The 15,284-nt window shown below is 39.8% G+C and carries 12 protein-coding genes; 4 read left to right on the forward strand and 8 right to left on the reverse strand.

Annotated elements, in window-relative coordinates; all coding sequences use genetic code 11:
- Positions 1-65 precede the first annotated feature (65 nt).
- Both ABJH98_RS15810 and ABJH98_RS15815 read right to left on the reverse strand, forming a co-directional pair.
- Positions 66-1,988, reverse strand: coding sequence for a tetratricopeptide repeat-containing sensor histidine kinase (locus tag ABJH98_RS15810; RefSeq protein ID WP_348308672.1), 1,923 nt, complete (start codon positions 1,986-1,988; stop codon positions 66-68).
- A complete protein-coding gene (locus ABJH98_RS15815; RefSeq protein WP_348308673.1) occupies positions 1,985-2,371 on the reverse strand; it encodes a hypothetical protein in 387 nt (128 codons plus the stop codon). Before ABJH98_RS15815 ends, ABJH98_RS15810 begins: the two co-directional genes overlap by 4 nt.
- 280 nt (positions 2,372-2,651) lie before the next feature.
- On the opposite strand from ABJH98_RS15815, the gene ABJH98_RS15820 reads away from it, so the two are divergent.
- Positions 2,652-3,977, forward strand: coding sequence for a DUF5723 family protein (locus ABJH98_RS15820; protein WP_348308674.1), 1,326 nt, complete (start codon positions 2,652-2,654; stop codon positions 3,975-3,977).
- 4 nt (positions 3,978-3,981) lie between these two features.
- On the opposite strand, the gene ABJH98_RS15825 is transcribed toward ABJH98_RS15820, so the two are convergent.
- Complete coding sequence (locus ABJH98_RS15825) at positions 3,982-5,151, reverse strand: AIR synthase related protein (RefSeq protein WP_348309097.1); 1,170 nt, start codon at positions 5,149-5,151, stop codon at positions 3,982-3,984.
- Positions 5,152-5,484: 333 nt separating this feature from the next.
- Between ABJH98_RS15825 and acs the strand changes: the two genes are divergently transcribed.
- The gene (gene acs / locus ABJH98_RS15830) at positions 5,485-7,380 is read left to right on the forward strand and encodes an acetate--CoA ligase (protein WP_348308675.1); all 1,896 of its coding nucleotides are present in this window, start codon (positions 5,485-5,487) and stop codon (positions 7,378-7,380) included.
- A 203-nt stretch (positions 7,381-7,583) separates the two neighbouring features.
- Here the strand turns inward: acs and ABJH98_RS15835 are convergent, their stop codons facing one another.
- Positions 7,584-8,990: an MATE family efflux transporter gene (locus ABJH98_RS15835; protein ID WP_348308676.1), complete on the reverse strand. Its 1,407-nt coding sequence runs from the start codon at positions 8,988-8,990 to the stop codon at positions 7,584-7,586.
- Between the two features lie 221 nt (positions 8,991-9,211).
- On the opposite strand from ABJH98_RS15835, the gene ABJH98_RS15840 reads away from it, so the two are divergent.
- Positions 9,212-9,613 (forward strand): hypothetical protein, encoded by a 402-nt coding sequence (locus ABJH98_RS15840; RefSeq protein WP_348308677.1) that lies wholly within the window; start codon positions 9,212-9,214, stop codon positions 9,611-9,613.
- Positions 9,614-9,754: 141 nt separating this feature from the next.
- Positions 9,755-10,147 carry a CZB domain-containing protein gene (locus ABJH98_RS15845; protein WP_348308678.1) on the forward strand — a complete coding sequence of 131 codons (393 nt, stop codon included), beginning with the start codon at positions 9,755-9,757 and terminating at the stop codon, positions 10,145-10,147.
- Positions 10,148-10,152: 5 nt separating this feature from the next.
- Here ABJH98_RS15845 and ABJH98_RS15850 read toward each other — a convergent pair whose 3' ends face one another.
- The 4 genes from ABJH98_RS15850 to ruvB form a co-directional block, all read right to left on the reverse strand.
- Positions 10,153-12,204: a M3 family metallopeptidase gene (locus tag ABJH98_RS15850; protein ID WP_348308679.1), complete on the reverse strand. Its 2,052-nt coding sequence runs from the start codon at positions 12,202-12,204 to the stop codon at positions 10,153-10,155.
- A gap of 61 nt (positions 12,205-12,265) precedes the next feature.
- Entirely contained in the window at positions 12,266-13,192 is a 927-nt protein-coding gene (gene queG / locus ABJH98_RS15855; protein ID WP_348308680.1) for a tRNA epoxyqueuosine(34) reductase QueG, read from the reverse strand.
- The gene (locus ABJH98_RS15860; protein WP_348308681.1) at positions 13,192-14,124 is read right to left on the reverse strand and encodes a hypothetical protein; all 933 of its coding nucleotides are present in this window, start codon (positions 14,122-14,124) and stop codon (positions 13,192-13,194) included. Before ABJH98_RS15860 ends, queG begins: the two co-directional genes overlap by 1 nt.
- Before the next feature lies 1 nt (position 14,125).
- Complete coding sequence (ruvB, locus tag ABJH98_RS15865; protein ID WP_348308682.1) at positions 14,126-15,154, reverse strand: Holliday junction branch migration DNA helicase RuvB; 1,029 nt, start codon at positions 15,152-15,154, stop codon at positions 14,126-14,128.
- Positions 15,155-15,284: the final 130 nt, after the last annotated feature.

The following is a 15,284-nucleotide window of genomic DNA, read 5'->3' on the forward strand; positions in this document are numbered from 1 at the left end:
AGCAGCGCCCTAGAGAACAGACTCCTCGAATGCCCATTGGGTCATCGGGGAATGACGAAACCATCTTATTCAGTAATCAAAGGCAAATAAACTCTGAAAGTAGTGCCTTTACCTTCTTCACTTTCTACTTCGATTTTTCCTTTATTTAGCTCAGTGAATTCGTGCACTAGCGTAAGTCCCAGACCCACTCCTTTTTCACCGTCAGTACCCCAGCGGCTGCGTTCGCCTTTGAAATCGAAGAGGTGCTCCATTTTTTCTTTAGGAATGCCGATACCAGAATCTTTTACAATCAGTACGGCCATATTCAGGTCATAAGTCAACTGCAAATCGACACTACCTCCTTCTGGAGTAAATTTGATGGCGTTGCTTACTAAGTTTCTGATGATGGTAGACACACTGTTTTTATCAGCCGTGATGCTCACTTTCTCCTTAATTTTTTCAGTCAATGTGATTTGTTTGGCAGTCGCTAAATTCTCCATGATGCTTAGATTGGAGTTGCACAACTCATGTAGTTTGATGGTCTCTGGTTTATAGGGCATCCTTCCTTGCTGGCTCATCGCCCATTCGAGTAAATTGTCAAGTAGAGACGAGACTTCTTTTGTAGAGGTGTCCAGCATCGTGCCGAGCTTAAGCAGTCCATCGTAGTCCTTACTCTCGACCAGTAAATGGATCAACTGAGATACACCCTGAAAATTGCTGATAGGACCACGAATGTCATGTGAGATGATAGAGAAGAATTTGTCTTTCGTGCGATTGACTTCTTCCAATTGATTCCTTTGAGCAGCTATAATTCTTCTTCTCTGTCTTACGATACGAATGGCTCGTACCTTCACTCGATAGACCTTCATCAAAGTAAAAACAAGGAATAGGACGAGTACCAAAATCACAATGACACTCCACAATACAATCTGATTGTTGCGAGCTTGTTCATTGAGCAGATCTACCTCAGTTTGTTTGAGGTCGACTTCTGCTTGCTTTTGAGAGACTTCGTACTCAGTACGAAGATCAGCCATCTTACGAATCGTCTCTTCATTATTGATACTATCGCGGTAGGCGATGTATTGACTTTGGTAGTCGTAGGCTTTTCTATAGTCGCCTTGCGTCTGGTAGAGTTCAGAGAGTTTGAGGCTAGCGTCTCGGATTTGTTCTTTAAGGCCTTCTTCTTGGCCAATGTCTAGTGCACTGTGAGCGTAATTTAAGGCTCTTTTTAAATCTCTACGTTTGGCATAAATATCGGCAAGAGAAACCTGGTAAACTGCTACAGGATACATATTTCCAGTTTTGGTTAACATTTTCACTGCTTCATTCATTTTGATTTCTGCAAGGTCATTTTTGCCAAGTTTAGCATAGACCAATCCAAGATTACCCAAATTATATGCTATTCCCACGGGGTAATTTTTTTTTCTAAAAATATTTTTTGATTCTTGAAAAAGGAGAATAGCCGAGTCGTAAGATGCTGAGTTATAGTACTCATCACCGGCATTTAAGAGCACAGATGCTAAAGAGATAGAATCTTTAGAAAGACGCAATAATTTAATTGCCTTGTTATAATAAAGAATGGCATTTTTGTGATTATAGTTGTTTGAATAGACATCAGCAATTGCAGTTAAGGATTCTCCTAAACCAACATTGTCTTTTAGGTTCTGAGCAATTTTAGCACTTTCAATATATAAGTCTAATGCGAGCTGTGGGGTTCCACTCAATCTTTGCGCTGACCCTTCTAAGAAAAGAGCTTTATATTTCTCAGAGTCAGTTTGAGCAATTTCGAATAATTGTTTAGAGTACTTTAATTTTCTCGATGGGTTAGTTTCATTAAATGCAATGTCAAGCAATACTTCAAATCTGTTGTCAACAATTGAATTATTGTATAAAAAAATTAAGCTATCGGCGATTTTTTGATCTTGAGAAAAAACCAAGTAAGGAATAAAAAAGCCTATTATCCAAATAGGCTTTTTTATAAGGTCTTGTATTTTGTTTAAAATAATCAACCTCCTGGTTTTATTTCAATTTTAGGATCAAGGCTGTAATCAGTTCCATTCGCCTTAAAATTCACATAAAAAAGTTCATCCTGCCCTGTATTTCCTGTTGCAGTTCCTACAAATCCATTAGAAGTTGCTGGAAGCGGATTGAGAATACCATCGGTATCGCCCTCATAGGTAAAGTCATTAAGTGATACTGGATCAGTTCCATTTTTTGCCGCAATAGTGAAACCTACTGTCTGACCAGCATTTGCTTCAATGTCGAAAGTTTCGCTATCTCCAGGAGTAGTATCATGATCTCCATTGTTGTCAGTGAGAACAACAGTCGTCTTTAGATTGTCGGGTGTGATATTTTCGGTATCTACCGTCACCAATACATTAATATCTGCCATAAGTAATATGGTTAAGTGTTAAAGTTAAAAAAATGATTAAGAACAGATGGGGTCATAATATTAATCAAACCCAATGAAATATCCAGCTGATTTTTGGTTTGAAATTATCAAAGCACAGAAGTATTTATAAAGTGCAACCTGAGCATGTGATTGTTATGTGGTTTTCGTCAATAAAAGATTGAAAATGATATTAATAATATTTGAGTTTAGTACTGACGATAGATTGCTATAAACAAATATCTTTGCGAAAATTTAAGCGAGCCATTACGACTTGAGCTGAATGAAGAAGTTTCTCCTCCTCTGGTTATTGATTTTACCGATGACCAGTTTTTCACAGAATTTTAAATCGGCGCTGTTTGCTGATCATCCAGGTGTATATGCCGTAGGAAACATGCCTTCTTTGTTGGTGGATAGAGATTCAAAATGGGACATTCAGGTAGTTGGTACTCAGTTCAATCTTTTCAACAGTGATAATGAAGGGCGATCATTTTATGAAAAAATGAAATCTGCCATGCTCACATCTAATCCTAGAAACCTTCTTTCATTAAAAGCCAGCTTTGCATTTGCTGAAGCCAGGGTAGTTCTGCCAGCTATTTCTTACGCTATCAACAAAAACAATGCAATTGCCTTCTCTGCAGGGATTAGAAGCATCTCTTATGAAAGCACATCAGGGTTAAATTTTTCTGAGTTTTTCCAATCTATAAGGGACGGCGAAAATTTCAACGGGAGATTCTTCGATGACTTTATGACCATGTATTCAAACACCTGGCTGCAGTTTGGTCTGAGTTATGCCAGAAATTGGGAGGTGTCCAGTGATTGGTCTGTTCAAACAGGGTTGACCATGCGTTATTTGTCAGGAGTGGCCTCAGGTAAATTTGAAATAGACGGATTGAATAGTGATTTTCGGAATTCTGAAACTGATAACATTTCGGCTAACGTTTCTTTTGTTTACAATGACGAGCTAAACCAGATGATGGAATCTGAGACCATCGAAGCAGATTTGTTTTCAAAAAATGGCTACTCTTTTGATTTTGGCTTTTCTGCTCAGTGGAAAGATCGATTGACTATTGGTTTATCATTTCTTGATATTGGGAAAATCAATTACAAAAGCGCAAAAAACAGTACAGATTATGCATTGAGCGGAGAAATGCTGGATGCTAAAAGTCTGCAACAAGTCCAAAGTGTAGATCAATTAACGGACTCGTTGAGCTCGCAGTTTTCAGTAGATGATTTTCCAATAGATAACTTTAGTACACGCACACCTTTTCGCGCGATCCTATTTGCCAAGTACAAACTATCTAAACATTTTAGTCTCAGTGTTTCTAATGTGCTCCTTAAACCTCGGGAATCGAACAGATCAACCGGAGATACGATTTGGAGTATCAATGTGGCTCCTACCTATGAAATTCGAAAAGTAGCTGTGACCATTCCTATGGGATATAATAAGAATTCCGATTTCCATACGGGGTTCGGGTTACAATGGAGATTCCTCAATTTGGGCTCTGATAATATATTGTCCTATTACTTCTCAGATGACCCTTCTCGGGCGATGAGTATTTACTTGTCCTTCAGACTCAAAGTAGGTCAATACGAAAAGAAAAAATAAATTCCTATTTCAAATACTCAAACGTGCCGTTTTCTGTAGTAATAGTGGCTTTGGTAGTTTCCGATGACTCTACTTTACCTATGATTTGAGCCGACACACCAAAGGACTCCGAGATTTGAATCAAGTCTTGGGCAATGCTTTCTGGTACGTATAGTTCCATACGATGTCCCATGTTAAAGACTTTGTACATTTCTTTCCAATCTGTACCACTTTCCTGATGGATGAGTTTGAATAATGGAGGAATCTCAAAAAGATTGTCTTTGATCACATGAACATCGTTAACAAAATGTAAAACTTTCGTTTGAGCTCCACCACTACAGTGAATCATGCCATGAATCTGGTCGCGATAATTTTCGAGCATTTGCTTGATGATCGGCGCATAAGTACGAGTTGGAGAAAGCACCAACTTACCCGCGTCCAATGGACAATCTTCCACCTTATCTAACAAATCTTTTGATCCAGAATAGATTAAGTCTTCTGGCACCGAAGGGTCAAAACATTCTGGATATTTTTCCATGTATTTTTTAGCGAATACATCATGGCGTGCTGAGGTTAATCCATTGCTTCCCATACCACCGTTGTATTCGGTTTCGTAGTTGGATTGTCCATAAGAGGCTAGCCCTACGATCACGTCTCCTCCCTTTATGTTTTCATTGGTAATCACATCGGCTCTTTTCATTCGGCCGATCACCGTACTGTCAACCACTACAGTTCTTACCAAATCACCCAAATCTGCAGTTTCACCACCAGTCGATCGAATGTCCACGCCATTGTCACGAAGCATCTGCAATACTTCTTCCGTACCTTCGATCAAAGCAGTCAATACTTCACCTGGGATCAGGTTTTTGTTTCTACCAATCGTGGATGAAAGTAATATGTTGTCAACCGCACCTACGCATAGTAAATCGTCGGTGTTCATGATGACGGCATCCTGGGCTATCCCTCTCCAAACAGACAAATCACCAGTCTCCTTCCAATACATATAAGCTAAGGAAGATTTGGTACCGGCACCGTCTGCATGCATGATATTGCAATAGGCTTCATCACCCGCTAGCATGTCTGGCACGATCTTACAAAAGGCATTTGGAAATACGCCTTTGTCGATGTTTTTGATAGCATTATGTACGTCTTCTTTGGAGGCTGATACGCCGCGTTGCATGTATCTTTCGTTCATCACGAATGGTATTTAAGATTCGAGCGCAAAGCTAATAAACTCTGCAGTGCAAAGAGGTATTTTCTCAATCAGAGTCACTTGAAAAGGACTCTGATAAATCTTAACCTTCGATCAGAGTTCTCCAATGAGTAACTCTGATTGAAATGCATGGATGTAAACCTTAAAGATTTTCAAACGCAGTCAGGTTAGAACAGGTTAGAACGAGTCGGTTATTTTCAGAGATTTGAACATTAAGCAATGAAATGTGACTTTTCAGCTAAAAATTGAAGAGCAAATCACAAAAGAAATTAAATTTAAGATGCATAAATTGAATAGATACAAAAGCAAACAAGCATGCTAGCGAAAATAGAAAACCTCAGTGAATATTTTTTGGCCTACGAAAAAAGTGTTGCCAACCCTGAGACCTTTTGGGAAAGAGTCGCCAACCAGTTTTTTTGGAGAAAGAAATGGGACAAAGTAGTTGATTATAATTTTGAGAAGGCTGATGTAAAATGGTTTGAGAATGCCAAACTCAACATCACAGAAAATATACTAGAACGTCACCTGTATACTTTAGGCGACAAACCAGCTATCATTTGGGAACCCAACGACCCAAAAGAGCAAGGCATTACATTGACTTACCAACAGCTATTTGAGAAGGTTTGTGAGTTCTCTAATGTCTTGAAAAATAATGGTGTTGAAAAAGGGGATCGGGTGATTATCTATATGCCGATGATTCCTGAAGCGGCTGTAGCCATGTTGGCTTGTGCGAGAGTAGGAGCCGTGCATTCAGTGGTATTTGCTGGATTTTCTTCTTCTGCTCTAGCAGATCGAATCAATGATTGTGAAGCCAAATTGGTGTTGACTTCTGATGGAAATTTTCGCGGAGCGAAGACTATCCCGGTGAAAGCAGTGGTCGATGAAGCTTTAGAAAAATGTACGACCATCGAAAAAGTAATCGTAGCTCAAAGAACCAAGACGGAAGTGACCATGGTCAATGACCGAGATCTTTGGTGGCATGAAGAAACAGCTAAGGCAAGCAAAGAACATAAAGCGGAAGAAATGGACAGCGAAGACATGCTGTTTATCTTGTATACTTCGGGTTCAACTGGTCAGCCCAAGGGTGTAGTGCATACAACTGGAGGCTATATGGTTTACACCCAATTCTCTTTCCAAAATGTATTTCAATACAACAGTGATGACATCTATTGGTGTACGGCGGATGTGGGTTGGATTACTGGCCATTCTTATATTGTATATGGGCCATTGTTGTCAGGGGCGACTACAGTGATGTTCGAAGGCGTGCCCACTTATCCAGACGCTGGACGCTTCTGGGAAATTTGCGACAAGTATCAAGTTAATCAATTCTATACAGCGCCAACCGCGATTAGAGCTTTACAAGCTTTTGGTCTCGATCCGGTGACTCCATACAAATTGGATTCATTGAAAGTATTGGGTACGGTTGGAGAACCCATCAACGAGGAGGCTTGGCATTGGTATCACGACCATATCGGAAAAGGTAAGTGCCCGATTGTTGATACCTGGTGGCAAACTGAGACTGGTGGAATAATGATTTCTCCGCTAGCAGGATTGACCCCTACCAAACCAGCTTTTGCCACTTTGCCCTTACCTGGAATTCGACCGATTATCGTGGACGCAGAAGGAAAAGAATTGAAAGGGAATGGAGTGGAAGGCAACTTGTGTATCAACTTTCCTTGGCCTTCTATGATCAGAACCACCTATGGTGATCATCAGCGATGTATTGACACTTACTTCTCTACTTACAAAGGTATGTATTTCACTGGTGATGGCGTAAGAAGAGATGAAGACGGCTACTATCGAATTATGGGCCGAGTAGATGATGTAATCAATGTGTCTGGTCATAGAATGGGTACTGCCGAAGTAGAAAACGCGATCAACGAACATCCACTAGTGGTAGAGTCTGCGGTGGTTGGTTATCCGCATGACATCAAGGGTCAGGGTATTTATGCTTACGTCATTTGTGATGCCGAAGGCAGAACCGAGACCAGTCTAAAAGACGAGATCAAAGCTACGGTCAACAAGATCATTGGGCCAATTGCTAAGCCAGACAAAATTCAAATCGTGCCTGGTTTGCCTAAAACCCGCTCTGGTAAAATCATGAGAAGAATCTTGAGAAAAGTTGCAGAGAACGATACTTCCAGTTTAGGAGATACTTCTACATTGTTGAATCCAGAGGTGGTCGATGAGATAATTAAAGGTGCACAGTAATTTTTCAACTTTGAATGGATACATTTGATATTTAACTAAAACCAAATAACATGAAAAGATTTGAAGAATTGAAGAACACTATCATAGAAGCTGGAGACTCAATTGGCAATTTTTTTGTTGAATCGTATGATTCCCTGGCAATCATGATCAGTTCTTTATAAAATCAAAAAGCGACCCTAGATTAATTCTAGGGTCGCTTTCTTTTACACCTTCACCAATTTCCACTTGCCCAATCTAAACCAATAGATACAAGCGGCAGCATGTAGCGCAAAGGCAACAGCTACTGAAATCATAGCACCAAAGAATCCATAGTCCAAATGAATCGCCAATGTATAGGCCAATGGAATCTGAATAAACCAGAAGAATATGATATTCATTACTACTGGTGTTTTTGTATCTCCCGCACCATTGAATCCTTGACTGATCACCATACCATAAGCGAAGGTAATATAGCCGACACAAATGACTCTTAAGGCCATCGATCCATGCTCTTGTACAACAGCTTCGTTAGAAAATATCGATACAAATTCGGGTGCAAACCAGAAAAAGATAATGGACACAAAAAACAAAAAGCCAGTATTCAGATGAGCCGTTTTCCAAACTGAGCTTTCTGCTCGATCTGGTTTTTCAGCACCGAGATTCTGCCCCACCAAAGTAGCGGCCGCATTGGCCATTCCCCAAGAGGGTAAAATGGTAAATACAATAATTCTAAATGCGATGGTATAACCTGCCAAAGCAGCACTTCCAAATTCAGAAATGATCCTGACTAGGAATATCCAACTGGCAGATTCTATCAAGAACTGACCCATGCCTCCTAATGCGATATCAAATATTCTTCGGATAGTTTCCAAACGCACCTTTACATTATCGATAGTCAATTTGATGATTCGCTGACCACCAAATAACCCAATTAATTGATAAAACACACCAACTGATCGACCGATTGTAGTAGCTATGGCGGCTCCTTCAACTCCAAATGCTGGAATAGGACCTAAACCAAAAATAAAAATTGGATCAAGAACAATATTCAAACCATTGGCAATCCAAAGTGATCGCATGGCCATGGAAGCATCTCCTGCTCCACGGTAGATACCGTTGATCAAAAACAGCAACATGATACTGGCGTTTCCACCAAGCATCACTCGTGTATAACCCGAGCCAGCAGCAATCAATTCTTCCGTGCCACCCATGATCCGAAGGATATCTTCGGCATAGATGATACCGAATACGCTTACCACAATAGACATGAATACGGCAATCAAGATAGATTGAAAGGCAGCATCTCCGGCTCGCTTGGGATCTTTTTCGCCTATTCGTCGAGCGACTACAGCCGTGGCTGCCATACTCAAACCAATGGCTATGGAGTAAACGATCATCACCACTGACTCTGTAAGCCCTACTGTGGCTACTGCGTCTACACTCACCTTGCCAACAAAAAATACATCAACTACGGCAAACAAAGATTCCATGATCATTTCCAATACCATAGGTACTGAAAGAAGAAATATGGCTTTGTTTATACTACCAGTAGTGAATTCTGTTTCTTCGCCTTTTAAGGCGATTAGAAAATATTTATAACCTTTCCTAAGGTTGTTAATCAAACTTGTCATTATTAAAGAAGTAAATGTTGTAAAAAAAGAAAAATAGCTGGGGTCTAAAAGGCTTTAGACAGTGGTGGCCGGTGAGGCCTTAAACGCTATGGTTTTCTTTGAGAACTTCATGATGGCCGCTAAGGTAGGTCTATTTTTGTTTATTCCCACTATTTGGATTTATTTTTGTACTACTTCAACCTTTTGAAGACCAAATGGGTCATAAGAATATGATTAGAACGTTGAATATAATTTTAATATTAGGGATCACAATAAGTTGTGGTGATCCAAATGAGGACTGTTGCAACGGGTCGAAAGAAGTGACACTTGGCGAATCGTTTTCCATTAAACAAGGAGAAACGATAGATGTTGAAAACTCCATTGTTGACATCACTTTTGTTGAATTGGTTGAAGACTCCCTTTGTCCTGAAGATGTAGACTGTGTGACTCAAGGAACATTGACAATTCAAATTGATATCAATGGATCGGAGAAAACCTTGTCAATAGGCGATGAACAAAACCCACAAGTGGCCTATAAGAATTATATCATTGAACTTGAGCAACTGGTATTTCCTACCAAACAATCCCAAAAGGACAACGGAAACTCAACGTATGCAGTGCAAATGATGGTTACTAAATCTTGACAGATTTGCTCTTAGGCATTGAATTATTTCACTTTTTATAGCATCGTTTTTATTCAAGTCAAATATTGCTTATCATAGTAGGCCTAATCGTTGTAAGCATTCATTCAATCATAAATCATCAATCCGCTACCATTCAAATCTATGAGTGATATTCAAATTGCGTTCAACATCAACAAGGCCATCGTTTCACACAGTACCTGGAAGGTTAGATTAAAAAAGTCAATTCAAACTCAAACCAGTGAGTTTGACATTGCTTATATAAAATCTACACAAAGTTGTGAATTTGGGCAATGGCTTTCCTCCGCTAAAGCAAGTTTAGAAAGTGACGAAGCGTATGACCTCGTTTTGGAATTACACCAATCCTTGCACGAAGAAACGGCTAGAATCACCGCTTTGGCACTAGCTGGAAATTCTACCGAAGCACAAGCGGCAATAGAGCCTGGAAGTGCCTATGCTAAAATTTCTTCCAAATTGACTATCACCTTGATGGCTTGGAAAAAACGAGCGCAGCTATTGGAAGAGCCGCTACAATAAGTGTCTTAAAGAGCAGATTTTAATCCGCTACGTTCAAGTAAGGCTTCCACGGAAGGTTCTTGCCCTCTAAAGCGCTTATACAATTCCATGGGGTGCTCACTTCCTCCCTTGGATAGAATATTGTCTCTAAAGGATTTGGCTGTTTCGGTATCAAAAATGCCTTTCTCTTTAAATACAGAGAAAGCATCCGCATCCAAAACTTCTGCCCATTTATAGCTGTAATAACCTGCAGCATAGCCTCCTTGAAAAATATGACTAAACTGTGTACTCATACAGATCCCTGGAATGGGTTTGAATAACTCGGTTAGTTTCATAGCTTCTTGTTCGAAAGCTGCCACATCTGCCACATCAATATTATCAGCCGTTAGAGAGTGCCAAGCCATATCCATTAAGCCAAAACTAATCTGGCGAAGTGTCTGATAGGCCTCATGGTAATTCGACGAAGCTTTTATTTTTTCTATCAAATCTTTAGGAATGGACTCTCCGGTTTGATAATGTATCGCAAACAGATCCAAACATTCTTTCTCCATCAGCCAGTTTTCTAATATCTGGGAAGGCAATTCTACAAAATCCCAATAGACACTCGTGCCGCTCAATGAATTGTACTTGCCATCAGCAAGCATGCCGTGCAAAGCATGTCCAAATTCATGAAATAAGGTTTCGACTTCGTTGTAAGTGAGTAAAGATGGTTTTGATTCTGTGGGAGGAGTGAAGTTGCAAACAATAGAAACGACTGGTCTGTGATCCTGGTCTGTTTTCCATTGGCCTCTGTAGGAGGTCATCCAAGCGCCACCTCTTTTGCCGGGTCTTGGGAAAAAATCTGCATAAAACACAGAGATGTGTTTACCAGATTCGTCTAGCACCTCATAGGCTTGCACATCTTTATGATATACTGGAATGTCTTTATTTTTTTTGAATGTTAATCCGTATAATTTGTTAGCGACCTGAAAAATACCATCGACGGCTTTCTCCATTTGGAAATATGGGCGGAGCATTTCGTCATCCAATTGGTATTTCTCATTCTTTAGTTTTTGAGAATAGAAGGCCCAATCCCATCGCTCCAATTCAATATCGTCTCCTAATTTTTTGATGTACGCCTTGAGTTCTTCTACTTCTTCTTTGGCTTTAGGCAATGCTTTTTCAAGTAGGTCGTTGAGGAAGAGCTTTACTTTTTCAGGCTTCTCCGCCATGCGTTCTTCTAAGATATAGTCAGCATAAGTCTCGTATCCAAGTAGCTGTGCCATCTCGTAGCGCAATTTCACAATTGCTTTAACTTTTTCTTGATTATCCTGATCATCACCTTTAAATGCTTTTGACATATAAGCCTTATACATTTTTTCCCTTAGCTCACGGTTTTCTGCGTATTCCATGAATGGCAAAAAACTTGGAGCCTGAAGTGTAAATAACCACATGCCTTTATGGCCTTTTTCTTCAGCGGACAGAGCAGCAGCATCTATGGCACCTTCTGGCAAGCCTTTTAAGTCAGCTTCATTTTCTAAGATCAACTCATAGCTATTAGTTTCTGCCAGTACATTTTCACCAAATTTGAGCGAAGCCATGGCCAGTTCGTTCGATAATGCGCTATATTTTTTCTTGTCGTCTTCATTGAGGTTAGCACCACTTCTTACAAACCCTAAATAGGTTTTTCTTAGCAGCATTTTATCTTCCTTGTCGAGATTCAAGGTGGATTGGTTGTCATAAACGGCTTTGACTCTGGCAAATAGCTCCGTATTTTGCATGATTTCATTGCCAAAATCGGTGAGCATCGGAGACAGCTCATTGGCTAGAGCTTGCATTTCATCAGAGGTTTCTGCAGAATTTAGATTAAAAAATATCTCAGCCGCTTGATCTAAATCTCGTCCTCCTCTTTCTAGTGCGACTACTGTATTTTCAAAGCTTGGAGTTGCTTCTAGATTTGAAATGGTATCGATCTCATTTCGTGATTTTTCTATTAGCTTTTCAATGCCTGTCTTGTAATGCTCCAGTTTGATTTCAGCAAAAGGAGGCACACCAAAAGGGGTGTTGAAAGGTTCTAAAAGAGGATTGTTGCTAGCCATAAGAGTTCAATTAATAGGTCGGCAAAAATAGATGAATAGAGCTAAAAAGATAGTGATTTTGCTACTCCCTTTTGAGGAATTTCAAATTTCTCTTTAGCCCAGTATACTTTGCTCGCTTCACGGCTGAACCCTTGAAAATTTCTCGGAAAAGCTCTTCTGTCAATTCCTCCCAGTCCGTGGAATTCATTTCTCCTAGCCTTTCATGAGGAACAAAATCAGGTTCTTGATGCGGTTGTGAAAAACGATTCCAAGGGCAAACATCCTGACAAATATCACAACCAAAAGCCCAACTTTCCATTTGTCCGGCAAATGAAGATGGAATTTCATTCTTGAGTTCTATGGTCAAATAAGAAATACACTTACTTCCGTCTACTACATATGGGTCTGGGATGGCATCGGTAGGACAGGCATCCATACAAGCGGTACAGGTTCCACAGTAGTCTTTCATTGGGCCGTCGTAATCCAACTCTATATCGACTATTATTTCCGCTAAGAAGAAAAAAGAACCCATGGATTTGTTGAGCAACAGAGAATTTTTTCCTACCCATCCTAGCCCAGCTTTAGCAGCCCAAGCCCGCTCATGCACAGGTGCCGAGTCCACAAATACGCGAGCACTCACGTCGCCCACTTGATCGGTTATAGATTGAAGAACGGTCTTAAGCTTGGGTTTGATAATGTAGTGATAGTCCTTGCCAAAAGCGTACTTGGCAATTTTTACGTTTTTGTCTTCATTCAAATCCTTTTCAGGATAGTAGTTATAAAGCAGGGAGATAACGGACTTGGCTCCATCGACCAATAGGGTAGGATCAAGTCTTTTGTCAAAATGATTGGCCATGTATGCCATTTCACCATGCATACCTTGATTGAGCCATTTTTCAAGTCGAGGTGCTTCTTCTTCCAGGAATTCTGCCTTGGCTATACCACAAAATTGAAATCCCTCTTCTGCAGATTTTTGTTTGATGAGTTGGGTGAGTTTGGAGCGATCCATTAATTGCACTTACATTCCCCAACGAAGTCCTTTTCAATATAGAAATTGTCATTAGACTCAATCCTAATCACGCCGGACTTTCTCAGCACTTCGCCGATATTCTCCTCTTTATACGGAATTTCAGTAACTCGAAAACCTTGAAATTTCTTGGAAAAATCAATACTTTTTTGTTCTCCATTGATTGACAAGTATTCGATAGTACCATAGTCATTCGCATAGAAAAATTCTTGATTCTTGAATTTTTCCCAACTTTCAGCATACAAGCAGCCACATTCCTTTATTTTGTTACTTGGCTTTATATGACCTAAACTAAATTTTATGTCATTGGATTTTTTGAAGCTCTTCAGTACACTTGAAGTAAGTAAGTTATTAATTTTTGCCTTTGAATCTTGAACAGTTTCTTGAGCATAAGAAGTATTTTTTCCTTCTTGTTGAACTAGAAGACCTTTTTGTTGACAGCTATCTATTCTAAACATAATTTCATAAGGCTCGTCAAAGGTAGATTCAGTTAAAAACTTGGGTAAAGTTGAATCAATATCGTACATGTGATTGAAAGACTCATCGACTATAATCCCATTTGAGAATAGGGTAATTTGTTCCGTATCATATTCGATTTTTCCTCCAGTTAATCTAACGTCACCCACGCAATAATTAAATAAATAGAAAAGTGAACCTTGTAGAATAAGATCTCCTGAACAACAATCACATTCAAAGAAAAACTTACAATCTGAAAAATCTTGATATGACCCAATTGTAAAAAGACCACTAATTTCTTTTTTTTCATTTTTCGGCACTGCTTTATCAATGCTGATAGTTAAAGAATCATTCGGTCGAATACTATAGGATGTTTCAATATTTGTTCGTTCTTCTTTTGAGCCATTTTGACAACTTAGAAGTATTAAAAAGAAAAAGGAACAAATAAAATATTTCATACTAGTCAAACAAAGTGCCCATCCTTGAAGGAGGCACAATTTTTAGATGTTTGTAGGCGAGTTCGGTAGCCTCACGACCTCTACTCGTTCTTTTTAGAAATCCTTCCTGAATTAAAAAGGGTTCATAAACTTCTTCGATCGTATCCGCTTCTTCTCCGCAGGCTGTAGCAATGGTTGAAAGGCCGACTGGGCCACCTTTAAATTTTTCAATGATGGTGGTCAGAATACGATTATCCATTTCGTCCAATCCATGGGCATCTACATCCAAGGCATCCAGTGCAAACTGGGTAATTTCTTTGGTGATCGTTCCATTGCCTTTGATCTGGGCAAAATCACGCGTTCTGCGTAGGAGATTGTTGGCGATTCTTGGTGTACCTCGACTTCTGCGTGCTAGTTCTACAGCAGCATTTTCTTCGATTGGTGTTTCTAAAATGCCCGATGATCTTTTCACTATGCTCGACAACAATTGTGAATCATAATATTCTAAACGAGCATTGATGCCAAATCGAGCGCGCAATGGTGAAGTCAAAAGGCCTGATCGGGTAGTAGCTCCGATTAATGTGAATGGATTCAGGCCGATTTGTACCGATCGGGCATTTGGACCGGAGTCCAGCATGATGTCGATTTTATAATCTTCCATGGCTGAATAGAGATACTCTTCCACTACTGCATTCAAGCGATGAATTTCATCAATGAATAATACATCATTGGGTTCCAAATTGGTCAACAGACCAGCTAAATCACCAGGTTTGTCTAAGACTGGCCCTGAAGTTACTTTGATGCTGGAATCCAATTCGTTAGAAATGATATGGGAAAGCGTGGTCTTTCCTAAACCAGGAGGCCCATGCAATAGGACATGATCCAAAGGTTCAGATCTTTGTTTGGCAGCTTGTACAAAGACCTTGATATTTTCTACCACCTTGGCCTGACCGGTAAAATCATCGAAAGACAGGGGGCGCAATGCCTTTTCAAACTCAACTTCTTCTGAGTTTAGCTCTTCACCATCTGCATTCAAATAATCTTCCCTCATGGTTCTTGAATAATTTCATCAAAAATAGGATATTAAAAGCAGTCTGAAGGAATGAGAAATCCTAAAGTTTACAAGATAGCAGCAGCTTTGATGGATTTATTCTTTCTTTGCACCCGCAAAAAAGAGAAAA

Origin of the sequence: Reichenbachiella sp. (assembly GCF_039969095.1) — a bacterium.
GTDB lineage: Bacteria > Bacteroidota > Bacteroidia > Cytophagales > Cyclobacteriaceae > Reichenbachiella.

Excerpts from the sequence above, each read along its gene's own strand:
- ruvB (WP_348308682.1), bottom strand. The coding sequence starts at position 15,154 with ATGAGGGAAGATTATTTGAATGCAGATGGTGAAGAGCTAAACTCAGAA.
- ABJH98_RS15815 (WP_348308673.1), bottom strand. The coding sequence starts at position 2,371 with ATGGCAGATATTAATGTATTGGTGACGGTAGATACCGAAAATATCACA.
- queG (WP_348308680.1), bottom strand. The coding sequence starts at position 13,192 with ATGGATCGCTCCAAACTCACCCAACTCATCAAACAAAAATCTGCAGAA.
- ABJH98_RS15835 (WP_348308676.1), bottom strand. The coding sequence starts at position 8,990 with ATGACAAGTTTGATTAACAACCTTAGGAAAGGTTATAAATATTTTCTA.
- ABJH98_RS15860 (WP_348308681.1), bottom strand. The coding sequence starts at position 14,124 with ATGAAATATTTTATTTGTTCCTTTTTCTTTTTAATACTTCTAAGTTGT.
- ABJH98_RS15820 (WP_348308674.1), top strand. The coding sequence starts at position 2,652 with ATGAAGAAGTTTCTCCTCCTCTGGTTATTGATTTTACCGATGACCAGT.
- ABJH98_RS15825 (WP_348309097.1), bottom strand. The coding sequence starts at position 5,151 with ATGAACGAAAGATACATGCAACGCGGCGTATCAGCCTCCAAAGAAGAC.
- ABJH98_RS15845 (WP_348308678.1), top strand. The coding sequence starts at position 9,755 with ATGAGTGATATTCAAATTGCGTTCAACATCAACAAGGCCATCGTTTCA.
- acs (WP_348308675.1), top strand. The coding sequence starts at position 5,485 with ATGCTAGCGAAAATAGAAAACCTCAGTGAATATTTTTTGGCCTACGAA.
- ABJH98_RS15850 (WP_348308679.1), bottom strand. The coding sequence starts at position 12,204 with ATGGCTAGCAACAATCCTCTTTTAGAACCTTTCAACACCCCTTTTGGT.